This window comes from Streptomyces sp. NPDC024555, assembly GCF_055559335.1.
This window is the reverse complement of sequence record NZ_JBVHKV010000008.1, coordinates 299,150-321,400: the sequence shown is the minus strand read 5'-3', so window position 1 is coordinate 321,400 and position 22,251 is coordinate 299,150. Positions and strand designations below refer to the sequence as shown.

The following is a 22,251-nucleotide window of genomic DNA, read 5'->3' as shown; positions in this document are numbered from 1 at the left end:
CTTCACTCACCCGGGTGAAGGAGGCGGCGAACGCCCGTGACGCGACAGGCTCCGGCATATGCTCCCGGCATGAACCGGCCCGGGGTGCGCAGGACGCGCCCCGGGGCTCGATCCGCCGGAGGAATCCGCATGGTCAGCTCGCCCCACGAGGCGATGCACCGCATCTTCCAGGAGTACCCGGGACTCTTCTCCCGCGTCTCCGAGTTACTGGGCCTCACCCTCGCCACCCCCACCTCCGTCTCGGTCATACCGACGGACCTCACCGAGAACCGCCCGTTGGAACGGCGCGTGGACACGCTGCTGCGGTTCGACGCGAAGGGCGGTGAGTCCTTCCTCCTGGCCGTCGAGGCCCAGGGGAAGAGGGACGACGACAAGCCCGCGAGCTGGGCGTACTACCTCTCGTACCTGTACACGAAGTACCGGACTCCGCCGCTCCTCCTGGTCGTCTGCCAGGACCGGAGAACCGCCGAGTGGGCCTCACGGGCCATGCCCATCGGCCCCCGCCAGTGGCCCGCCCTCACCCTGCGCCCCCTGGTCGCCGGCCCGCACAACATGCCGGTGATCACCGACGTCGCCGAGGCCCGCAAGGACCCCGTCCTGACCACCCTGGCCGCGATCACACACGCGGCCGATCCGGACATCGGTGCCATACTGAAGACGCTCTCGACCGCTCTGCGAGACACCCCCGAAGTCATCGCCGATCCCCTCGTCGAACTCACCGCACAGGGCCTGGGCACCCGCCCGGCCGCGCAACAGTGGAGGAACCTGGTGGCCGTGGACCTCTCCTTCTACAAGTCCGCCCTCTCCGAGGAGATCCGGGACGAGGGCCGCACGGAGGGCGTCGCCCAGAGCATCCTGCTCTTCCTCGCCCACGCCGGGGTCGACGTCCCCGACGCCGCCCGCGAACGGATCACCGGCTGCCCCGACATCGATACCCTGAACCGCTGGCTCCTGCGCGCCCCGACGGCCACGTCCGTGGAGGACGTCTTCGCGGGGGACGCGCCGGAGGGGGAGTAGGGGAGGCGCGAGCGTGCCGGCGGAGGACGGAGCGACGGGGGAGGGGGCGCGGTGGTGCGCGCCCGGAGCGGGGCTGCACGCCGTCGACCGTCTCGTCCTCGGGGGACTGGCGGTTCCGGACGGCCTGGCACCGCTGGACGCCTCGGCCGCGCGGTGGGTCCCGTCCCTCGTGATGGACGCGGCGCACCTTCCGCCCGGGGAGCGCCGCCGGCTGCTGGAGTACGCGGGCTCCCTTCCCCAGGAGGAGCGCCGCTCCTCCTTCGCGGAGCACCCGGCCGACCCCGGAGCGGGTCCCGGCGGCCGGCTGATCCGGATGTGCCGGTACCGCAATCTGAGCCTGACGGGACTGGCGCGCACGCTGGCCGTCCTCACGCCCTCGTACCTGTCGGCGTCCACGTACGGAATGATCGGCGCGGGGCGCAAGGAACTGACGCCGCGCCTGGTGACGGACTTCGCCGCCCTCCTGGGGATCGACGTCCGCGAACTGGCCGCCCTGACCGGCACCACCCCGCCCGGGACACCCCGGCCGCCTTCTCCGGAGACCGAGGACGCGGCGGCCCTGCTGTGGGAGGCCCGGCGGCTGTCCGCGTCGCAGGCCCGGCATCTCGCCGGGCTGGCGGAATCCCTGCGCGGTGACGCCCGCACCGGCTACCGGCTCGACCTGCCGGGTGAGGCCGGCCGCTGACGCGCGGGCCGTCACGGGGCGACGGCCCCCCCTCCGTCACCCGCGACCGCGCGCCGCAGGCACGGGTTCGCCGACGCGGGACGACCCCCGCACCCCGTCAAACGCGACCCCGGGGACGTCCGCCCACATTCCTACGCGTACCCGCTCCGCCCCCGACCGGGCGTCCCTGTTCGATTACAGTGCTGGGCAGTCGGCGCGCGGTCGGTGTGCGCGCGGCGGACGTCCACGGAACCGGCCGACGGGGAGGCGCACGGTGGGCTCAGCGGGTGCGGCCGTCTGGGGGCGCGCGGAGCAGCAGGACTTCCGCAGCCGGGTACGGGGGACGCTGCTCGGCGGCGCGGTCGGGGACGCGCTCGGAGCGGCGGTGGGCGGGCTGACGCTGGAGGAGATACGGGAGGCCCACGGGCCGGACGCCGTGAGCGACTTCGTTCCCGTGCACGGGGGGCGGGGCTCGGTCACCGCGGTCACCCAGCTCACCCTGTTCACGGTCGACGGGCTGATCCGCGCCCAGGTCCGCCGCGACACCGGGGCGTGGCATCCGCCGACCGATGTGCACCACGCGTATCTGCGCTGGGCGGCCACCCAGCACGACTGGGGGCCCGACGAGCGGCGCACGGAGAACGGCTGGCTGGCCGGGCAGGAGTGGCTGTACTGCCGGCGCGCGCCCACCCGGGAGTGCCTGAACGGCTTCGGCGACACCGTCATGGGCACGCTGGACCAGCCCAAGCACCCCGCCGCCCACGACTCCGCCGCGCTCACCCGCTCCGCGCCGTTCGGGCTGCTGGTCGGCTGGGAGCCGCAGCTCGTCTTCCAACTGGCCGTCGAATGCGCGGCCCAGACCCATGGGCATCCCACCGCGCTGCTCGCCTCCGGGGCCCTCGCCGTCATCGTGCACGGGCTGGCCCGGGGCGAGACCCTCGACGGTTCGGTGCAGCACGCGCTCGGGCTGCTCGCCGAGCGGCCCGGCCACGAGCCCGTCACCGAGGCGCTCCAGCAGGCCCTGGGCCTGGTGCGCCAGGGCATCCCCGGCCCCGCGCTCATCGAGTCGCTGGGCACCGAGGACTCCGCCGAGACGGTCCTGGCCATCGCGGTGTACTGCGCGCTCGTCGGCGAGGACGTCCGGCACGGACTGCGCCTCGCGGTGAACCACGGCGGACCGTCCTCCGCCACGGCGTCCCTGTGCGGGGCGCTGCTCGGGGCGCTCCACGGCGAGACCGCCCTGCCCCCGGCCTGGCTGGCCGAACTGGAGGGGCGCCCCACCCTCCTGGAGCTCGCCGACGACTTCGCGATGGAGATGACCCAGGGGGCCGCCCTGCACGGTCCGTCCGCCGCCGCCCCGGGCTGGCTGGCCCGCTACCCGCGCGGCTGAACGGGGTACGCGCGACGGGGCGGGCCCGTACCGCGCGTACCCCTGTCCCTCATTCCGTCGTGGTGCGCGCCTTCTCCGTCGCGTCCGCGCCGCCCTGGGAGGGTACGGACACGGCCGCGGCCGCACCGGAGGGGCCGTCGCCGTCCGCGTTGATCCGCTCGATGATCGCGTCGCGCTCCGGGGTGTCCTCGGGCTTGATCAGGCCGACGACGATGTAGAGCACCAGCGAGATCGCCAGCGGCAGCGCCACCTGGTACTGGAGCGCCACATCCGTCTTCACCGAACCGTCCAGGTCGTAGTTGGTGAAGTAGAAGGCCAGCAGCCCGGCCGCCCAGCTGGTGAGGGCCGCCGTCGGGCCGGACTTCCGGAAGCCGCGGAGCAGCCCCAGCATGAACGGGATCGCGATCGGGCCCATGAGTCCGGCGACCCACTTGATGACGACCGAGATGATGTCCTTGAACGTCGGCGAGTTGATCTGGGTCGCCAGCGCCATGGACAGGCCCAGGAAGCCGAGCGTCGACAGCCGCGCGGCCAGCAGTCCGGCGCGGTCGCTCCAGGTGCGGGCGGCCTTGGAGAGGACCGGTGCGATGTCCCGGGTGAAGACCGCGGAGATGGCGTTGGCGTCCGAGGAGCACATGGCCATCGTGTGCGAGAAGAAGCCGACGACGACCAGGCCCAGCAGCCCGTGCGGCAGCAGCTGTTCGGTCATCAGGGCGTAGCTGTCGGAGGCGTCCGGCTTCTGCGCGTCGACCAGCAGCGGGGCGCACCACATCGGGAAGAACAGGACCGTCGGCCAGACCAGCCACAGCACGGCGGAGAGCCGCGCGGAACGGGTCGCGGAGGCGGCGCTGTCCGTGGCCATGTAGCGCTGGGCCTGGTTCCACATGCCGCCGTTGTACTCGAAGGTCTTGATGAACAGGTACGCCAGCAGGAAGGTCGTGGTGTACGGGCCGGCCGTCGGGTTCGCGTGGCCCTCGGGCAGCTTGTCCCAGACCGTCCACAGGGTGCTGAAGCCGTCGAGCTTGCCCATCACGGCGACGAGCATCGCCAGACCGGCGAGCAGCTGGATGACGAACTGGCCCAGTTCGGTCAGCGCGTCCGCCCACAGCCCGCCGACCGTGCAGTAGACGGCGGTGATGATGCCGGTGATGAAGATGCCCTGGGTGAGCGTGATGCCGGTGAAGACGGACAGCAGGGTGGCGATGGCCGCCCACTTGGCGCCGACGTCCACGATCTTCAGCAGCAGACCGGACCAGGCGAGCGCCTGCTGGGTCGGCACGTTGTAGCGGTTCTTGAGGTATTCGAGCGGTGAGGCGACGGCCAGCCGCGAGCGCAGCCGGTTGAGCCGGGGTGCGAAGAGCTGGGCGCCGATCCCGATGCCGATGGCGATCGGCAGCGACCACGTCACGAACGAGGTGACGCCGTACTGGTACGCGATGCCGGCGTAGCCGGTGAACATGACCGCGCTGTAACCGGACATGTGGTGCGAGATGCCGGACAGCCACCACGGCATCCTGCCGCCCGCGGTGAAGAAGTCGCTGACGTTGTCGACTCGTTTGTGGGACCAGAGCCCGATCGCGATCATCACGCCGAAGTAGCCGATGAGCACGACCCAGTCGAGACTGTTCATGTGTCCCCTCCTGGGGTCCGCCTTGTGAACGGGTATGCACTTCGTCAGTACGACCGCTCAGCGGGGCCCCCGTGCGGGAGCGGGGACATCGGGGATTGAACCGTCTGTCCGGGTCCTCGGTCAAGAGACCTATTGGTCAGAGATGTGAACGACGATCAGCAAGGCGAACGATTTTACTTGTTCTTGACCTTCGGGGGCGTTGTCGTGAACGTGACGGCGGCCACACGATGAGCGGGCACTTCGTCAGGCTGCCCGAGTACGCCGATGACACAGAGAAGACCGCACGGGATGCGGGTCCCGTGCGGCCGAGAAGGAGGAGAGGCGCTGCTGTTCGAACCCCCGGGTCAGCGCATCAGCTCACCGGCGTTGACCAGCAGGGACTGCCCGGTGATCGCCCGCGCCCGGTCGGAGGCCAGGAAGACGACGGCCTCCGCCACATCCCCGTCCGTGGCCAGCTCCGGAAGCGCCGTGCGCTCCGTCAGCCTCCCCAGCACCTCGGCCTCGGGCACCCCTTCCGTGTGCGCGGTGAACCGGACGAACGCCTCCACCGGCGGTCCCCACATCCACCCCGGCAGCACCGTGTTCACCCGGATCCGGTGCGGGCCGAACTCCTGGGCCATCGAGTACATCGCCGAGGTCAGCGCCCCCTTGGACGCCGCGTACGCCGCCTGCCGCACCTGCGTCGGCGCGGCCACGGCCGACTGCGTCCCGATCACGACGACCGAGCCGCCCCGCTCCTTGAGTGCGGGCAGACAGGCCCGGGTCATCCGCAGGGTGCCGAGGAGGTTCACGTCCACGACCCCCTTCCAGGTGTCCAGGTCCGCGTCCTCGACGCCCCCGAAGTAGCTGTCCCAGGCCGCCACATGGACCACCGCGTCGATCCGTCCGAACCGCTCGACCGCCAGGGCCGCCAGCGCCTCGCACCGGTCCGCGTCCGTGATGTCGGTCGCCCGGTACGCGGTGCGACGCCCCGAAGGGTCGATCTCCGACGCCGACTTCGCGAGATGCGCCTCGGTGCGCGCCCCCAGGACCGCGTTGCCGCCGTCCCGGACGACCGCCGCCGCGATCTGATGGCCGAGTCCGGCGCCGACCCCCGACACGACGACGGTCCTCCCCGTGAGCAACATCGGTGCCTCCCGGCTCTGGCAGTTCTTCTGACGGGGCGTCAGAGTAGGTCCCTCCGGCGGAGGACGGAAGGGGAGCGAACGGCATGGGCGAAGGAACACGCAGCGACACGTACGCCGAACTGGCCGCACTGGGCCCGTACGGGGTGCACCCCGGGCACGCGCTGATCACCATGGTGGAACCGCATCCGGGCCACGAGTACGCGTACAACCGCTGGTACGAGGACGACCACTACTACGCGGGCGCGATGGCGATGCCCTGGATGGCGGCCGGACGCCGCTGGGTGGCCACCCGCGACCTCCAGGAGCTGCGCTACCCCGCCACGTCCGCGATCGCGCAGCCGGTCGGGGCCGGCTGCTATCTGTCCACGTACTGGGTGACGGACGGGCGTTACGACGACCACATGAAGTGGACCGTCGCCATCAACAAGCGGCTGAACCGGGACGGGCGGGTCTACCAGGACCGCACCCATGTCTTCACCTCGTTCCAGGACCACGAGGCGACCGTCTACCGCGACGGGGCCGCCGGGCCCCGCGACTTCCACGCGCTCGATCACCCGTACCGGGGACTGGTCCTGGAGGTGATCGACGCGGAAGGGCCCGAGCAGCGGGCCGGACTGCTGGAGTGGCTGCGCTCCCGGCACCTGCCGAAGCGGCTGCACGGCTCACCCGCCGCGATGGTCACCGTCTTCCGCCCGACCCCGCTGCCGGGGGACCGGATGACCTATGTGAAGCAGGTCGAGGGCGTCGACACCCGGCTGACCCTGCTCTGGTTCCTCCAGGAGGACCCGAGGGCGTGCTGGGCGGAGCACTTCACCGGACTCGACACGGCGGTGGCGGAAGGGGGGCTGGGGCGGGTGGAGCTGGTCGCGCCGTTCGTCCCGACCGTGCCGGGCACGGACCGGTACGTGGATCAGCTGCGCTGACTCCGGCCGGTGGGCGCATCGGCTGCGCTGACTCCGGTCGTCTGCGGGGCGATCGGCCCCGGAGACGCGGGAAGCCCCCTCGGCCAGGACGGCGGGCCGGACGAGAGGGCTGCCGGCAGCACTGAATCAGTGCGGCGTCGTTTCTTCGGACACGCATCGGTCAGGCGTCGACGGCGTCCTTGGCGACGTCGCGCACGAACGCGTTCCAGCTGCCGGGAACGAAGGTGAGCGAGGGGCCCTCGGGCGCCTTCGAGTCACGCACGGCGATGGCCTGCACAAGGGGGGACCTGACTTCGACGCAGGCGCCGTTGCCCCCGGAATAGGACGACTTCGTCCAGTTGTCCGTAGCACCCTGACGAATAGCCATGTTCACTCCGGTTCGAAGAGTTGGTGTGAGCGCCAGCGGAATTCCGTTGGCGTGATCGACGCTACTCGCCAAGCTCCCTGAGTGAAGGGGCCGTTCACTCGACCGGATGGTATGCACCAGGCAACTCTTCCGCTGCGAGGTGGCGACGGTGTACCGTGCCGTCGCCTCACTCGTCACATCACTTCAATCCGTGCATACCGGACGTTGGGGGCCGATCGGTTTACACGGCCGCCCGGGAGGAAATCACTCCGCGTCCTCGCGGGTGTACTCCTTCGCGATGCCGTCGATGAAATCCCGTGTCTGTTCCACATTCAGCGACTGGGCGCGCAGGTGCTCGTACATGACGCTGTACCGCTGGACGTCGTTGCCCTTTTCCAGGTACAGGTCGCTGGTGACGCCCTCGATATAGACGACGCTGGAATCCGCGGCGTCCGGGAATTCGAGAATGGCGTACTGCCCGTTGATGCCCGGGTGCGCGCCCATGGCGAACGGCAGCACCTGGACCGTCACATGCGGCAGGTGCGACAGCTCCACCAGGTGTTCCAGCTGCTCGATCATCACCTGCCGGCCGCCGACCCGGCGGCGCAGCGCGGACTCGTCGATGACCGCCCAGAGCCGCAGCGGGGTCTCGGGCGCGCTGATCCGGTCCTGGCGCCGCAGCCGGACGCTGACGCGCTTGTCGATGTCGGACTGCGGCGCCTCCGGCAACGCGCCCTTGATCACGGCCTCGGCGTAACTCCGGGTCTGCAGCAGGCCCGGAACGACCTGGGGTTCGTACACCCGCAGCGAGTCGGCGTCGGTCTCCAGACCGATGTAGACGCTGTACGGGATGTCGCCGAAGGCGTGCCACCAGCCCTGCTGGCGGGAGTCCTTGGCCATCTGCATGAGCGAGTCGACGACGCGGTGGTCCGCGACCTCGTACACCCCGCAGAGATCGCGGACGTCGCGCTGGCTGATCGAGCGGCGGCCGTTCTCCAGGCGGCTGATCTTGGACTGCGAGACGAGCAGACGCTCGGCGACCTCCTCGGCTGTCATGCCCTTGATCTCGCGCAGTCTGCGCAGTTCCTGACCCAGCCGACGTCGCCGGACGGTGGGATTGACGTTGGACGGCACGGAAACGGCACCTCCGCTGTGTAGCTGTGCGTATCTACTGCTGAGCAGATTGCCACCCCCGCCCCCGGCCGCGCTGGGAAACGGCCACACACAGCGGCGCGGGGCAGCCGGTGGTACTGGCTGCCCCGCGCTTGGTGCGGCTCCCGAACCGGGTCTTTGGGGACGACGGTGCGGCGGTGTACGCGTGATGCTGACGGTGCGTTACGGCCTCAGTGGACCGCGGTGTGGGCCATGCTGTCGCGGCGTGACTGCGACTGCACTTGCTGTTGCAACGGAACACCGGCCGCCTGGTTGCGGCGTGGCTGGGCCACCGCCCCGTTCTGGACGTCCATGACGGCGTGCGCCACGAGACCGCCCATCGGGTCGTGCCGGATCAGGTCCCGGAGCCGGGAGCGCGAGGAGCGCCCCTCGTTCCCGGGGTACAGGTGCTTGCCGAGTCCGACCGCGTGGGCCAGCGCGGCGAGCGCCGCGGTCCGCGGGTCCGGCGGTACACCGGTGCGGATCGCACTGTCCAGCCGGGCTCTGATGTCCCGGCTGATCGCCGTGTCCGTCGCCTGGTAGCGAGTCGTCGGCAGCACTCCGCACATCTGGCCCGCCACGGCATGCACCATGCCGCACCGCTCCAGATGAGCGAGGTAAATCTGGCGGAGCCCCAGCCGGGGTCCGCCGATCCAGTGGACGGCCCGGACCGGGCTGCCGCGCCTGCGCAGCAGTTCCAGTGCGGAGTCCAGGGTCGGATCTCCTGTCGGCCGTGGCATCACCACGGCGATACGATCCCCATCAGGGGCTATCCGTCCTGCCAGAGCCAGCTCTACTAGCTGCGCCCCGGCAAGGCCGAGGTCGAGCGACTGCGGCTGCGCTGTGGTACCCGTGGCCGGGTCCAGAGCGAGCAGCAGAAGCTCCTCCGGAATTGTTCTGCGGCTCCTGCCCATCCATGCCTCCCCGCGTGGATGAATGACAGGGTGACCCCTCTCACATCTGTCTGTCGAGAGCGCCTGGGCGCTATGTACGGGAACCAGTAGGTATGTCGTTCTCGTCTAGCAGCTCGCACAGGGGTTCACACGGGACACTGGTAGATGGTTCGGACAGCGCGGGGATGTCCCCGCGCCGCATGGAGGAGGCATCGGTGGCGGGCGAGTCCCCCGACAAGTCGGAGCAGCAGAAGTCGTCGGGAACGACTCGGAGCGAGGCCGATCCGCGTCTTGCCGTCTTCCGTGAACCGGCCTCTCCGGTGGAGACCGGAGAGCGCCCGGACACGGCCACGGCCGTCTTCCGCACCCCGAGCCGGGAGGAGCTGGACGGCCGGGAGGAGTCCGAGGCCTCCGAGCCGTCCGACTCCTCCGAGACCCCGGCGGACTCCGCGGCCCCCGCGACTTCCGCGACTTCCGCGACTTCCGAGAAGACGGACGTCGACGGGGCCGCCGATGGTTCCGGGGCGGCCGTCACGGCCCCCGAGGGGCCGGTGGACGCCACGGACCGCCCCGAAGGCGCGGAAGGCGCCGACGGCGAGCGTGGGGCGGCGGAGGGTGCGGCAGGGGGTTCTGGGAGCCCTGAGGGCGCTGAGAGCCCCGAGGGCGCTGAGAGCGCTGCCAAGGGCGTGGGGAGCGGCGGGGAGGGCTCCGGAGGCCCGGAGGCCTCTGAGGCTCCGGAAGCCCCGGAAGCCTCCGACGGCGCGGACGGTCCGGCAGCGGCCGAGGACGGTGACGCGCGGCTGCGTGCCGCCGTTGCGGCGTGGGTGTCCAAGGACGGGGACGAGGGCGACGGGGCCGAGAGCGACGGGGACGAGGGCGACGGGGACGAGGCTCGGGCCGAGGGCGGATCCGAAGCCGGTGACGCCCCGGAGGCGGCGGCCGAGGACGAGCCCGAGGTGAAGTCCGAGCCCGAGGCCAAGACCGATGGCGAGCCGGAGCCGGAGCCGGAGGCCAAGCCCGAGGTCAGGACAGAGCCGGCGGCCAAGCCCGAGGCCGAGCCGGAGCCCGAGGCCAAGGTCGCGCCGGAGCCCGAAGCCAAGGTCGCGCCGGAGCCCGAGGCCGAGCCCGAAGGCTCCGACACCGACACCGACACCGACACGGACCCCGAGCCCCGCATCCCCCGTACCCGCGAAGAGTCCGCCGAGAAGTCCGCCGAAGCCGAGAACGCTCCGGGGAAGTCCGCGGACAAGGCGTCCGCCGAGAAGACGTCCTCGGACCAGGCGCCCGCCGAGTCGGGGGCCGCCGAGGCGACGGCCGCCGGGGACAGGACGGGGATCGACCAGGCGACGGCGGTGTTCAAGACGCCCCGGCTGCCCCGGGTCGACCAGCCGACGACGGCGCTGAAGATCACCCCGCCGCCGGTCAAGCGGCAGCCCGCGGCCGAGCCGGCCGAGGGCGACGGCGCGCCGGCGGACCCGGCGGCGGCCGAGCGGACCAGCCGGTTCGTCCCGCTGCGCTCCGACGACGTACGGCCGGCCCCCGCCCCCCGTACCCCCGAGGTCCCGGCTCCCGGGCCCGGTGCCGGGCAGCAGCCGCCCGCCGCCTCGCTCAGCGGCGCCGAGCGGACCCGGCAGCAGCCGATGCCGCCGCGTCCCCCGCTGGACCTGCTGGCCGAGCTGACGAACACCCCGCCGCCGCCGGAGACCCCGGTGCGGACGGCCGTGCGCCGGGTCAAGATCTGGACCCCGCTGGTCCTCCTGCTGCTGCTCGTGTTTGCGATCGTGCAGATGGTGCGCCCGCTGCCGGAGCCGGTGCTGACGATGACGGCGGAGCCGTCGTACACGTTCGGGGGCGCTGACCTGAAGCTGCCCTGGCCCGAGCAGGGGCAGTCGGCCGTCACCGTGGACGGGGTCGGCACGATGGGCTCGTCCGGGGCGCAGAAGCCGGCGCCGATCGCGAGCGTCGCCAAGATCATGACGGCGTACGTGGTGCTGAAGGGTCACCCCCTCACCGGCAAGGAGGAGGGCGAGCAGATCACCGTCGACCAGCAGGCCGAGGACGAGTCCAAGCTGGGCGACGAGTCGACCGCGCCGATCAGCAAGGGCCAGCAGTTCTCCGAGAAGGAGCTGCTCCAGCTGCTGATGATCCCCTCGGGCAACAACGCCGCCCGGCTCTTCGCCCGCTGGGACTCCTCCGAGACCGAGTTCGTGGCGAAGATGAACGCCGCGGCCAAGGAGCTCGGCATGACCCGCACCACGTACACGGACCCGAGCGGTCTGAAGAAGACGACCGTGTCCACCGCGGACGACCAGCTGAAGCTGGCGAAGGCCGTCATGCAGAACGAGGTGTTCCGGGAGATCGTCGACACCCCGCAGATCAAGATCGACGGCATCGACACGACGATCTACAACAACAACACGATCCTGCTGGAGCCCGGCGTCAGCGGCATCAAGACCGGTTCCTCCACCCCGGCGGGCGGCAACCTGGTCTGGTCGGCCAACACGGTCGTGGACGGCAAGAAGCTCTGGATCTACGGCGCGGTCATGGGGCAGCAGGCGGGCACCGGGCAGCCGTACGACAGCCTGGTCATGTCCCTGAACAACAGCCTGAAGCTGATCAAGGAGGCGCAGAAGGCGGTGGTCTCCGCCAAGGTCGTCAAGAAGGGCGATGTCGTCGGCTACGTGGACGACGGCTTCGGCGGCCGGACGCCGCTGGTCGCCACCGCCGACCTGAAGGCGAAGGGCTGGCAGGGGCTCAGGATCGAGCTCTCCGTGACGGACGGCGGCAAGGAGATCTCGCGCAGCATGAAGGCGGGGACGAAGGTCGGCGTGGTGACCGTGGGGACCGGCACCGGCCGGGTCAGTGCCCCGGTCGCGCTCCAGCAGGACCTGAAGGACCCGACCTTCGGCCAGAAGCTGAGCCGCCTCGGCTGATACCGCGGCAGCCCCCGGGGTGCGAGGCACTTCACGGGCCCTTTCCGGGCAGCGTGAGTGCGGTGCGTGCTAGCGTCCCGGGGGCAACGCGTGGACCCTGGAACGCGTCTTTTGGCCCATGAGACCCGAACGGGAAAGCCGGCGGTTGCGACGCGTCCGGGGAGGGACGGGGAGAATCGCAGTGACCACTGCCGAGCCGACGCGGGCGGACAGCACGCCCTCCGGGCAGTCCGAGGAAGCGACGGGAGCCGCACCCGGCCCCACGCCCCCCGGTGGGTCGTCCGGCCGTTCCTCCGGAGTGCGGAGGCTCTACGGAGCCGTCAAGGAGCGCTGTCTCGGCCACCCGGTCCTCTTCACGACCGCCGTCGCGGCGGTCGCGCACCTGATCTGGTTCCTGTTCTTCGCCAACAGCGGCGGTGACATCGCGGCCCAGGACGCCTGGGCGGAGTTCGTCGGCCGCCATCCGGGCACGGCGTACAACCTGGCCTGGTACGGGGGCATGCACCCCGTCTCGTACAGCGTGGTCTCGCCGTATCTGATGTCGCTGCTCGGCGTCCGTACGACGATGATGATCGCCGGAACGGTCTCGGCCGGGCTGACCTCGCTGATCCTGTACCGGGTCAAGGCGGTCCGCAATCCGCTGGCCTGCTCGATGGCCGGTGTCTTCGCGTACCTGTGCAACGCGCTGTCGGGCCGGGTGACCTTCGGGCTCGGCATGATGTTCGCCGTCGGCGCGGCCGCCGCCGTCTTCTGCTGGCCCTACCGCTGGCGCTACAAGCGCTGGGCCAAGGCGGCCGTCGCCGCCCCCCTCGCCGCGCTCGCCACGGCGGGCAGCCCGGTCGCCGGGCTGTTCCTCGGCGTGGTCGCCGCGGCCCTGTTCCTGAACAAGCGGCGCCCCGGCGCGTACGCGCTCGGCCTGGCCCCGGTCGTGGTGGTGGCGCTCTCGGCGTGGCTGTTCCCCTTCTCCGGCACCCAGCCGATGTCGGTCGCGACGCTCTCGGGGCCGTTCATCTTCTCCGTGCTGGTCTTCCTCCTCGTGCCCGAGGACTGGAAGACGGTGCGGACGGCGGCGGCCGTGTACGGGATCGGCACGCTGCTCACGTACATCGTGGACTCGCAGATCGGCTCGAACGTCTCGCGGATGGCGATGCTCTTCGCCGGGGTGGTGCTGCTCGCCGCGCTGCCGTACGTCGCACCGCGCTCGCGGAAGTGGTACGCGCTGGTCCTCGCGTTCGCCGGGCTGAACTTCTGGATCGGCTTCAAGGGCATCGACGACATCGTCCGCACGGCCCCCACCGCGTCCTGGGCCCGCGAGCTGGCCCCGCTCGTCGACCAGCTCCAGCGGGTGGGCGCCGACCGGGGACGCGTCGAGGTCGTCCCGGCCAGCAGCCACCGCGAGGCCGCCGCGATGCTGCCGTACGTCAACCTGGCCCGCGGCTGGAACCGCCAGGCCGACATGGAGCGCAACCCGCTCTTCTACGACGACACCCTGGACGCGGTCAACTACCGGCAGTGGCTCGATCGCTGGGCCGTGCACTACGTGGTGCTGCCCAAGGGCGACCCGGACTCCAGCGGGGCGGTCCAGGAGGCGGAGCTGGTCGCCAAGGGGCAGCCCTACCTCAAGGCGATCTGGTCGGACGCCAACTGGCGGCTCTTCGCCGTCGACAGCCCGGTCCCGATGGCCGACCCGCCGGCCACCGTGGACGAGGCGGGCGCCGGGGAGCTGACCATCCACGTGAAGAAGGCGGGCCGGGTGCTGATCCGGATCCCGTACTCGCGCTGGCTGGCCCTCGTCGACGCCGACGGCAAGAGCCTGGAGCGGCCGAGGGAGACCGAGGCGTCCAAGGAGCGGCCCGACAAGGACAACACCCCCAGGTCCTTCGTCAACGAGAACGGCTGCCTGAACAAGCTGGACGAGGACGAGCACGGCGACGAGTGGACGGAGCTCCTGGCACCGCGCGCCGGTGTCTACCGCCTGGGCGCGCCCTACCAGCTGTCGCCCGGCACGCCCTGCCCGGAGGAGCTGCGCTGAAACCCGCCTGGCGCAATACGACGCACGACTGGGCGGCCGCGGTCGACCGTGACCACCTGGCGGGCATCCGCCGCGACCCGGCCGCCTTCGCACCCTCGGGCCCCGGGCACCTGGTCCTGGAGGTCCTCGCCTACGCGGCCGACGAGGCGGAGTGCACCGGCGGGGGACGCGCCCGCGTCACCCTGTACGCCGACGGTTCGGTGGCCGTGGCGGACGACGGCCGGGGCACCGACACCCGCCGCGACGCGGACGGCCGGACCGTGAAGAAGCCCGTCATGGCCACGAAGGACCTCCGCTTCTTCGACACCCCCGGCGCGCAGACCCTGCCGGACGGCCACCCGCGCCGGGGCATGTCCGTCGTCGCGGCCCTCAGCGAGCACCTCGTCCACACCAACCGCCGTCTCGGCGGCGCGTGGACCCAGCGGTACGCGTACGGCGTGCCCGAGACCGGCCTGGACCCGGTCGCCGACGACGGCACCACGGGCACCCTGGTCCACTACCGCCCGGCCGCCCCGCTGCGGGACGCGGCGGGCCCCACGGCCGCCGACCTGGCGCACTGGACGGCCGGCTGGCCGTGGCTGACCGTGGAGGTGGACGACCGCCGGGGACCGCGGAACCGGTGAACCGGCGGTCGCGCAGGACCACGTGTTCCGACGGAGAGAGGGAGGGCGGTCGGGGGATGCCGGCACCTTCGGGATTCAGCTACGAGACGCGCGCGGACGGCACGGTGGTCATCACCCACCGCGACCGCAAGGCCACGACGCTGCGCGGTGACCGGGCGGCGAAGTTCACGGCCGAGGTCGAGTCCGGGGACGCCCAGGCCGTGATGGCCCGCTGGACGGGCGCGTACAAGTTCGGCAACGAGCGCACGGCCCGCAACCACCCCCGCAACCGGGGGCGCTGAGCCTCCGGCCGCCGTCAGCCGCCGCGCCGTTCGTACACCGTGACCGTGCGCCCGCGCGCCGTCGTCTGCGCGCGGCGTACGAAACGGTCCTCCAGGACGCGCCGCTTGGCGCGGTCGCGGGCGGTGGGGGCGGCCGGCGGCCCCGCGTCGCTGACGACCACGATCCGCCGCGCGGACAGCACGGCCCCGGCGATCCGCTCCGGCCCGGCCTCGACCCCGTTCAGCGTGCCCGACTCCAGCGGGCCCCGGGCCAGCGCCAGATCCCGCAGCCCGGTGAATCCGGCGGGCGAGACGAGGGCGGTGTCCCGGCGCGCGGAGGGGATGTACAGCACCGCGTCGCCCGGCTCGCTCACGGCGGCCACGTGCGCCGCCGTCACCAGGACGTCGTCGATCCGTCCGTCCGCGCCGCGCAGCGAGAGCTGGACCGGGAGCAGGCCGAGGAAGGCGAGACCGGCGACGGCGGCGACCGTGCGGTGCGGCGGGGTCCGCAGCCGGTGCGCCAGGGCGTGGCAGGCACCGCCGACGAGCAGGGCGAGCCCGAGATGGCCGAAGAGCACGTACCGGGTGAGGTAGACGGGGCGGAGGAGCGAGCCGGCGAGCAGGACGAGCGGGGGCAGGACGAGGAGGGGGAGGGCGAGGCGGGAGAGGGAGTGATGGGGGAGGGAGAGACGGGGGCGGTGCGAGTGGGGGAGGGAGAGACGGGGGCGGTACAGGTGGGAGAGGAGGAGACGGGGGCGGTGCGGGTGGGGACGGCCGGGGGCGGGCGGATGCCCCGTTGCGCTTGCCGGGCCCGCCGGTTCGCGTATGGCCTTCGCGGCCGTCCGGGCGCAGACCGCGCCCCCGGCGAAGGTCAGCAGCAGCGCCAGGAGGGTGCCGGGACCGGCCGGGCGTATCCAGTCGACCTGGGCGGTCTGCCCGGCGCTGGCGACGATCAGCGGCAGGGTCCCGGCGACGGCGGCGCCCGAGGCGGCGGCCCAGCGGAGCACGCTGGCGCGCGGCGGGCGGACGAGGGCGAGGGTGCCCGCGTGGGCGGTGAGGACGAGGAGCGCGAACCAGTTGAGCAGGGCGGCCAGGAGGACCGCGGCCCCGTACGCCACCCAGCGCCGCGCCGTCCCGGGCCGGTCGAGGGCGCGGACGAACAGCAGGCAGGAGAGCGCGGAGAAGGCCATGACCAGGGCGTACGGCCGCCCCTCCTGCGCGTACTCCTGAACCGCCGGTATCAGGCAGAAGGCCAGCCCGGCGGCGAGCCCGGTCACGGTGCCGCCGGTCAGCCGGGTGCCGAGCACCGCGACGAGGGCGGCGGCGCCCGACATGGCCAGGACGGACGGCAGCCGCAGCGCGACGAGGCTGTCGCCGAAGAGCGCGAAGACGCCGTGCATGAACAGGTAGTACAGACCGTGCACCACGTCCGCCCGCTCCAGCAGCCGGCAGATCTCCGGCACCGACCGGTGCGCCGCCTGCCAGGTCGCCGCCTCGTCCCGCCACATGCTCGTCCCGCGCGTGAGCCCCCACAGCCCCAGCAGCAGTCCGAACACGGCAGGACAGACGGGGACGGCCGCACCGGCCGGAACCAACTTCACTCTGGGCATGACGAAGAACCCGACCGGGGTGAGAGGGCGAGGGGAACGCGTCTCACGCTAGGCGGGGGCCCGGGGCGGGGTCGTCCCCGTAGCAGGCGACCGGGAACGTCCGACGGGGGAACGACACGGACGGTCGCTCCCCCGGGGGATGTAGTACGTGAGGCGGGGCGGTGCGTCCGTTCCCGCCCCGGTGCGTCAAGCCGTCCGGCGGCGCAGTACGCGGAAGGCCCCGTGGACGAGCAGGGCGGCGACGGCGAGAACGAGAACGGCGGAGGCGAGCTGGTAGCCCCAGTAGTCCCCGGCGTCCAGGGAGTTGAGCAGATAGGAGTCCTGCGGGAGGACGTCGTAGAACTGGAGGCCCAGGACACCGCCGGGGTGGTAGCCCTCGACCTTCGAGAACGCGGGGAAGTCGAGCAGCAGGGCCGCGCGGGAGCGCACCAGGACGGCGGCGACGAGCCAGGTCAGGACGGGCGCGGCGACGAGCGCGGGCAGTGTGCGGCGCAGCAGGGTCCCGGTGTACGCGCCGGCGGCGACGCCGAGCAGGACGTACGCGACGGTGACGGGCCCGACGGTGAGGAGGGCGGTCTGGCGGGAGGCGCCGTGCACGAGCAGGTCGAGCCCGAAGGCGTGGGAGGCGCTGATCCGCTGGAGGACCACCATGGGCAGCACGAGCACGGCGAGGAGGGCCGCGAGGGTGGCCCAGCGGGCGGCGAACCACCGCCGCGGCGCGACCGACTGGGCCAGGGTGAGCGAGGTGCGCCGGCTCTCCCACTCGCGTGCGGTCACCACGGCGGTGAGGGCCGCGGCGTACAGCGCGGGGCGGAAGGCGAGGGGCGCGCCGTCGGCCAGCAGCTTGTCGGTCTTGTTGTGGGCGTCGTCCACGTAACGCCCGAAGTGGTAGGCGTGCGCGCCGACGTGCTCGCGCAGCGCCACGGCGTCGGCCCAGCCCTGGTAGTGGTACGCCAGGCGCAGACAGGTCAGCAGGACGAAGACCCCCATCAGGGCGATCGGGACCCGGAACTGCCGTACGAAGAAGCGCGCCAGCGGAAGACGCGGGCCGCCGGAGCGGCCCTCCCGGGAGAGGTCCGGGCGGTGGGGGGCGAGGGTCTTCATGCGGCCGGTTCCTTGCTGAGTACGGGGTGCCGGGGGGCGGTGAGATGGGCGAGGGCCAGCTCCTCCAGCGAGGGCCGGCGGACCTCCCAGTCCCCGGGCAGCGGCCCGGCGGGGCGGATGAGCGCGCTGGTGCCGCGCCCGGCCGGACGGCTCTCGATCACGGTGTGGCCGGAGAGCCGGCCGGGGCCGCCGGGGAGGGTGACCACGGCGTGGTCCTCGACGAGCTCGTCGATGTCTCCGCACAGCCGTACGGCGCCGTCGTCGAGGAGGAGCAGGTGGTCGCAGGCGTCGGCGAGTTCGGCGACGATGTGCGAGGACATCACCACCGTCGTACCGGTGTCGGCGACATGGGCCATCAGCAGCCCCATCAGCTCCTGACGGGCCAGTACGTCCAGGTCCGCCATCGGCTCGTCGAGCAGCAGCAGATCGGCCCGCTTGCCGAGCGCGAGCGCCAGGGCGATCCGGGTGCGCTCACCGCCCGACAGCTCGGCGATCCGGTCGCGCCGGTGGAAGCGCCCGGGGCCGGCGACGCGTTCGGCGAGCGCCGCGTCCCAGTTCCCGGCGTTCAGCCGGGCGCCCAGACGAAGCGTTTCCTCAACGGTGAGCCGCTGGTGGAGCGGCCGGTGCTGGGCGAGGTACGAGACCCGCGGATGCCCGGCGCGCGCCGGACCGCCGAACACCTCGACCGTCCCGGAGGTGACGCGGCGCAGCCCGGCCGCCAGCTCCAGCACCGTCGACTTCCCGGCCCCGTTCGGACCGGCCAGCCCGCAGACGACGCCCGCCGGAACCGCGAACGAACAGCCGGCGAGCACGGCGGGCCCCCGTCGCCGGTACGACTGCGTGACACCCGAGGCGACGAGCGGCGCGTCAGGAGGAGTGGGGTACAGCATCGGATTCCGGTTCCTTCGGGGACGTCGAGGGGGAGGCGGGAGGACGGAGGGAGGAGGGAGAGGAGGAGGGAGGGGACGGGTGGGACGGATGGGACGGATGGGACGGCGGCGGGTAGAGGTCGTCGAGTACGTCCCCGAACAGCGCGGCGAGATCGTCCCGCTCCAGTCCGGCGTCACGTGCCCGCCCGGCCACGTCGGCCAGCTCCGCCCGCCAGGGCGACTCGGCCGAGGTCGCCCCGAGCGTCCCCGTCACGAACGTTCCGTGCCGTCGCCGCGTCTGCACGAGCCCCTGGGACTCCAGCTCGCGATACGCCTTCAGCACGGTGTTCGGATTGAGCGCGGTGGCTTCCACCACCGCCCTCGCCGTCGGCAGCCGGTCCCCCTCCACGAGCAGCCCGAGCCGCAGGCCCTGCTGGACCTGTTGAACGATCTGCACGTAGCTGGGCACCCCGCTGCGCCGATCGATGCGGAAGGTGAACGTCACCCGTCGACCCCATTCAACTAATGAACTAGTGGAATGATGCATTGAGGTGGGGGCGGGGGTCAAATGAGGGTGTCCGAGGCCGATGCTTCCCTTGGCCCATGAACAGCGAGCATCCGGACCCCGCCGAACTGGCCGCCCTGCGCACCGCCTTCGCGGCCCCCGACCGTGCGTCCCCGATCGGCTGGGCCGCCGTCCGCGCCTTCGAGTCCGAGTACGGCGTCGTGCTGCCCGAGCCGTACCGCACCTGCGTCGCGGAGATCACCGACGGATCGCCCCCGGGCCCGCCCAAGCACGGGCTCCTCTCCCTCGACGCCCTGTCCGAGCGCACCGAACCGGGCCTCCTGGCCCGCCCCTTCCCCCTGACCGAGGAATGGCTCGGTGAGTGGGACGACGGCGTCGACTCCGACGACGACCTCTACTGGGAACGCCTCGACGACATCACCTTCGACGGCTCACTCCACCTCGGCACCGAGGGCTGCGGCATGGACTGGCACCTGATCGTCTCCGGCCCGCAGCGCGGCGCGATATGGCTGCTCGACGGCGAGTCCGCCCTCCCGTTCGGCGGCGAACACGGCCAGATGCCCGGCCCCCGCGGCTTCGCCGGCTGGGTGACCCACTGGGCGGCGGGCCGGCCCTGGTTCCCCGACGTGGAGGGGGTGGTCGACCTGTCGTGAACGCTGGAGGGCGGGGCGGGGGCGGGGCGGGGCGGGGCGGGGCGGGGCGGGACGAGGCCGGGGCCGGGGCTGGGACGGGGGGCGAGGCCGGGGCCGGGGATAGGTTACGTGGCCGTGGCCGGGCCGAGGCCGGGGCCAGGTCACGGGGGCGTGGCCGAGGCCGGGGGTCAGCTCGCGGGGCCGCCGCCGTGCAGGACGGCGGCCTCGCGGCGACGGGGGGCGACGGGGGGCGGACGCCCTACTCCACGTCGATCCCGAAGTCCTGGACCAGTTCCTCCAGACCCCCGCGGTACCCCTTGCCGCCTGTGACGAAGTCCCAGTCCCCGTTCGCGCGGCGGCGGAAGGAGCCCAGTACGAGGGCGGTCTCTCCGGGGCGGCCGTCGGAGACGGCGAGCTGGTCGAGCGGGCCGCCCTCGGAGTCCAGGAGCCGGATCCCGGCGTCGGTGAATCCGGCGAGGTCCGCGTCCGGATCGGTGACCGGGTCGATCGCGGCGATGATGACGAGCCGGTCGGCCCGGTCCGGCAGGGCGTCGAAGGAGACCTGCACGGCGGCCCGGTCCGGGGCGACGGGGACGAGCGCGCGGACCGTGCCGCCGGGGGTGGCGGGGTTGTTGTAGAAGACGAAGTGGTCGTCGTCCAGGACCCGGTTGCCGTGGCAGACGAGGGCGCAGACGTCGAGCGCGACCTCGCCCGACCAGTACATGCCCAGCACGTTGTGGTCGTCGTCGGGTCCGTCCGCGCTCTCCGGGGCCGTGCGCGGACCGGGTACCGGGGTTCCGCCGCCTCCGGGCCTCCCGCCGGCTCCCGGTGTTCGGCCGTCCCCCAGCCGCCCCCGCAGCCCGTGCCGGCGCAGCAGGTCGACGAGTTCGGGGCCCGAGACGAGTTCCAGCGGTTTGCCGTGGGCGAAGGTGTGCGACCCGGGTCCGAAGCCGGAGGTGGTGACCAGGACGCCCTTGTTGGCGCCGGTGTCCTGGACGGTGCCGTACAGGTCGCGCACGGCGGTCGGCGGCACGGTGGCGCTGTAGCGCTTGACCTGGACGACGATCTTGCCGCCGCGGATGGGTGTGGGGTCGAGCGCGTCGACGTCCACGCCGCCGTCGTTCGAACGCTGGGTGGTGACGGCCTGCATGCCCATGGCCCGGAACAGCTCGGCCACCAACGCCTCGAAGGCCAGCGGGTCCATGGCGTAGAGGTCGGGCTCCTCGTCCCCGCCGTGCGTGACGACCCCCTGCCCGACGTCCTCGGGAACCCGGCCGGGGCGTACGGTCGCGTACTGGTCCGGACGCGAGGACAACTGGCCCCGCAACCCGTCCGTCAGGCAGGTGAGGGCGTTCACCTGCTCCAGGTGGAACCCGGCGAACGTCGCCCGTTCGGCCATGACCGTGCCGAGGACCATGGATGTCCGCCGGCCGGTCGTCGGATCGTGGTCGTCGACGAATCCGTTCAGGGCGACGGAGTCCAGCGCGCCGAACTCGTCGGCCGCGAACAGATCCCGCAGCACGAGCAGCAGACACTGCGCGAGCAGGTCCCGGTAGAGCGCACGGCGCTGGGTGACCGGCCGCGGCGACTCCTTCTCCTGGTCGGCGTTGATCATGTAGCGCACGGATTTGGCCGCCGGGACGGTGTCGTACTTCGGCAGCTCCCAGTTCAGCACCAGCTGCCGCGCCCCCGCGTCGTACGACGCCGCCACCTGCCGGGGGAAGCCGTCCGGCCACCCGGCCGAGGCGTACAGGGCGGCGGAGAAGTAGTCGACCACGGCCCCGGGGTCCCCGTCCCGCAGCCCGCGGCCCATCTCCTCGATGCCCGCGTTGTGCTGCCGGATCTCCCGCATCCGCGCATCCGCCCACTGCTGGTACTGCTGCTGATACCCCGCCAGCTGCCGCAGCCGCTCCGCCTCGGCGGCCTGCGCGGCCTGCCGGTCCCGCTCGAACCGCGACCGCGCCTCCGCCTCCGCCTGGGCCCGCCCGTGCGGGGTCCATCCGCCCTGCGGCTGGTACTGCGGATGCTGCGGATCCGGCATCGCCACCGGGTACGCGAGCTGCCCCGGAGCGAACGGCTCGATCGTCTCCGACCGCCTCAACTGCCCCGCCCGGAACGCCGGCGCCCGGCACCCCGAGGCCAGCAGCCCCTCCAACGCCTCGACCCGCGCGTCCAGTTCCTCCGTACGCCGCCGCGCCGCCGCCTCCCGCTGCTCCCGCCGCGCCGCCTTCTGCTCGTACCGGCTGCGACTGAGATCCCGCTGAAGCGCGCGCTGCTGCCATTCCTGATCCCGCAGGTACCCGGCCTGCGCCTCACGCTGACGCTGTTCCCGGCGCTGCGCCTCGGCCCAGTCACCGACCAACCCATTGGAGCGACGGTTCATGCTCTACAGGCCCTCCCCACCAGCGACATGACAGAGGCGCGCCACGTCCTGGACCCATGACCAAATGTGATGGTCCGACTCTAGTCGGCTACCGCACGGTCGCCCACGCCCTTGCACCAGATGCCCCCGACACCGGC

At 72.4% G+C, this 22,251-nt stretch carries 19 protein-coding genes; 9 read left to right on the top strand and 10 right to left on the bottom strand.

Annotated elements, in window-relative coordinates; translation table 11 throughout:
• Window positions 1–129: 129 nt before the first annotated feature.
• From ACZ4FH_RS16520 to ACZ4FH_RS16510, 3 genes are all read left to right on the top strand, one after another.
• A complete protein-coding gene (locus ACZ4FH_RS16520; RefSeq protein ID WP_467305290.1) occupies window positions 130–1,017 on the top strand; it encodes an RpnC/YadD family protein in 888 nt (295 codons plus the stop codon).
• Between the two features lie 13 nt (window positions 1,018–1,030).
• A complete protein-coding gene (locus tag ACZ4FH_RS16515; protein ID WP_467305289.1) occupies window positions 1,031–1,702 on the top strand; it encodes a hypothetical protein in 672 nt (223 codons plus the stop codon).
• A gap of 253 nt (window positions 1,703–1,955) precedes the next feature.
• On the top strand, window positions 1,956–3,071 hold the full coding sequence (locus ACZ4FH_RS16510) for an ADP-ribosylglycohydrolase family protein (RefSeq protein WP_467305288.1): 1,116 nt from the start codon (window positions 1,956–1,958) through the stop codon (window positions 3,069–3,071).
• Between the two features lie 49 nt (window positions 3,072–3,120).
• On the opposite strand, the gene ACZ4FH_RS16505 is transcribed toward ACZ4FH_RS16510, so the two are convergent.
• Window positions 3,121–4,701: a sodium:solute symporter family protein gene (locus ACZ4FH_RS16505; RefSeq protein ID WP_467305286.1), complete on the bottom strand. Its 1,581-nt coding sequence runs from the start codon at window positions 4,699–4,701 to the stop codon at window positions 3,121–3,123.
• A 344-nt stretch (window positions 4,702–5,045) separates the two neighbouring features.
• Entirely contained in the window at window positions 5,046–5,828 is a 783-nt protein-coding gene (locus tag ACZ4FH_RS16500) for an SDR family oxidoreductase (protein WP_467305285.1), read from the bottom strand.
• 83 nt (window positions 5,829–5,911) lie between these two features.
• Between ACZ4FH_RS16500 and ACZ4FH_RS16495 the strand changes: the two genes are divergently transcribed.
• Complete coding sequence (locus tag ACZ4FH_RS16495) at window positions 5,912–6,751, top strand: hypothetical protein (RefSeq protein ID WP_467305283.1); 840 nt, start codon at window positions 5,912–5,914, stop codon at window positions 6,749–6,751.
• A gap of 160 nt (window positions 6,752–6,911) precedes the next feature.
• Here the strand turns inward: ACZ4FH_RS16495 and ACZ4FH_RS16490 are convergent, their stop codons facing one another.
• The 3 genes from ACZ4FH_RS16490 to ACZ4FH_RS16480 all read right to left on the bottom strand — a co-directional run bounded on the left by ACZ4FH_RS16490 (window position 6,912) and on the right by ACZ4FH_RS16480 (window position 9,163).
• A complete protein-coding gene (locus ACZ4FH_RS16490; RefSeq protein WP_383647308.1) occupies window positions 6,912–7,118 on the bottom strand; it encodes a DUF397 domain-containing protein in 207 nt (68 codons plus the stop codon).
• Between the two features lie 243 nt (window positions 7,119–7,361).
• Window positions 7,362–8,231, bottom strand: a complete 870-nt coding sequence (locus ACZ4FH_RS16485; RefSeq protein WP_467305282.1) for a helix-turn-helix domain-containing protein — start codon at window positions 8,229–8,231, stop codon at window positions 7,362–7,364.
• A gap of 209 nt (window positions 8,232–8,440) precedes the next feature.
• Entirely contained in the window at window positions 8,441–9,163 is a 723-nt protein-coding gene (locus ACZ4FH_RS16480; protein ID WP_383647302.1) for a GOLPH3/VPS74 family protein, read from the bottom strand.
• Between the two features lie 164 nt (window positions 9,164–9,327).
• Between ACZ4FH_RS16480 and ACZ4FH_RS16475 the strand changes: the two genes are divergently transcribed.
• From ACZ4FH_RS16475 to ACZ4FH_RS16460, 4 genes are all read left to right on the top strand, one after another.
• Window positions 9,328–12,075, top strand: a complete 2,748-nt coding sequence (locus ACZ4FH_RS16475) for a serine hydrolase (protein WP_467305281.1) — start codon at window positions 9,328–9,330, stop codon at window positions 12,073–12,075.
• Between the two features lie 118 nt (window positions 12,076–12,193).
• Window positions 12,194–14,107, top strand: coding sequence for an MFS transporter (locus tag ACZ4FH_RS16470; protein WP_467305279.1), 1,914 nt, complete (start codon window positions 12,194–12,196; stop codon window positions 14,105–14,107).
• Between the two features lie 206 nt (window positions 14,108–14,313).
• Window positions 14,314–14,730: a hypothetical protein gene (locus tag ACZ4FH_RS16465; RefSeq protein WP_467305277.1), complete on the top strand. Its 417-nt coding sequence runs from the start codon at window positions 14,314–14,316 to the stop codon at window positions 14,728–14,730.
• A gap of 56 nt (window positions 14,731–14,786) precedes the next feature.
• Entirely contained in the window at window positions 14,787–15,011 is a 225-nt protein-coding gene (locus ACZ4FH_RS16460) for a hypothetical protein (RefSeq protein WP_383647290.1), read from the top strand.
• Between the two features lie 14 nt (window positions 15,012–15,025).
• Here the strand turns inward: ACZ4FH_RS16460 and ACZ4FH_RS16455 are convergent, their stop codons facing one another.
• The 4 genes from ACZ4FH_RS16455 to ACZ4FH_RS16440 all read right to left on the bottom strand — a co-directional run bounded on the left by ACZ4FH_RS16455 (window position 15,026) and on the right by ACZ4FH_RS16440 (window position 19,120).
• Window positions 15,026–16,600 carry a glycosyltransferase family 39 protein gene (locus ACZ4FH_RS16455; RefSeq protein WP_467305275.1) on the bottom strand — a complete coding sequence of 525 codons (1,575 nt, stop codon included), beginning with the start codon at window positions 16,598–16,600 and terminating at the stop codon, window positions 15,026–15,028.
• A 186-nt stretch (window positions 16,601–16,786) separates the two neighbouring features.
• Window positions 16,787–17,704, bottom strand: a complete 918-nt coding sequence (locus ACZ4FH_RS16450) for a hypothetical protein (RefSeq protein ID WP_467305273.1) — start codon at window positions 17,702–17,704, stop codon at window positions 16,787–16,789.
• Entirely contained in the window at window positions 17,701–18,594 is an 894-nt protein-coding gene (locus tag ACZ4FH_RS16445) for an ABC transporter ATP-binding protein (protein WP_467305272.1), read from the bottom strand. Before ACZ4FH_RS16445 ends, ACZ4FH_RS16450 begins: the two co-directional genes overlap by 4 nt.
• Entirely contained in the window at window positions 18,572–19,120 is a 549-nt protein-coding gene (locus ACZ4FH_RS16440; RefSeq protein ID WP_467305271.1) for a GntR family transcriptional regulator, read from the bottom strand. The genes ACZ4FH_RS16445 and ACZ4FH_RS16440 overlap by 23 nt, the downstream gene beginning before the upstream one ends.
• A 56-nt stretch (window positions 19,121–19,176) precedes the next feature.
• On the opposite strand from ACZ4FH_RS16440, the gene ACZ4FH_RS16435 reads away from it, so the two are divergent.
• Complete coding sequence (locus ACZ4FH_RS16435) at window positions 19,177–19,752, top strand: SMI1/KNR4 family protein (protein ID WP_467305270.1); 576 nt, start codon at window positions 19,177–19,179, stop codon at window positions 19,750–19,752.
• Between the two features lie 238 nt (window positions 19,753–19,990).
• On the opposite strand, the gene ACZ4FH_RS16430 is transcribed toward ACZ4FH_RS16435, so the two are convergent.
• Window positions 19,991–22,114, bottom strand: coding sequence for a restriction endonuclease (locus ACZ4FH_RS16430; protein WP_467305268.1), 2,124 nt, complete (start codon window positions 22,112–22,114; stop codon window positions 19,991–19,993).
• Window positions 22,115–22,251 lie beyond the last annotated feature (137 nt).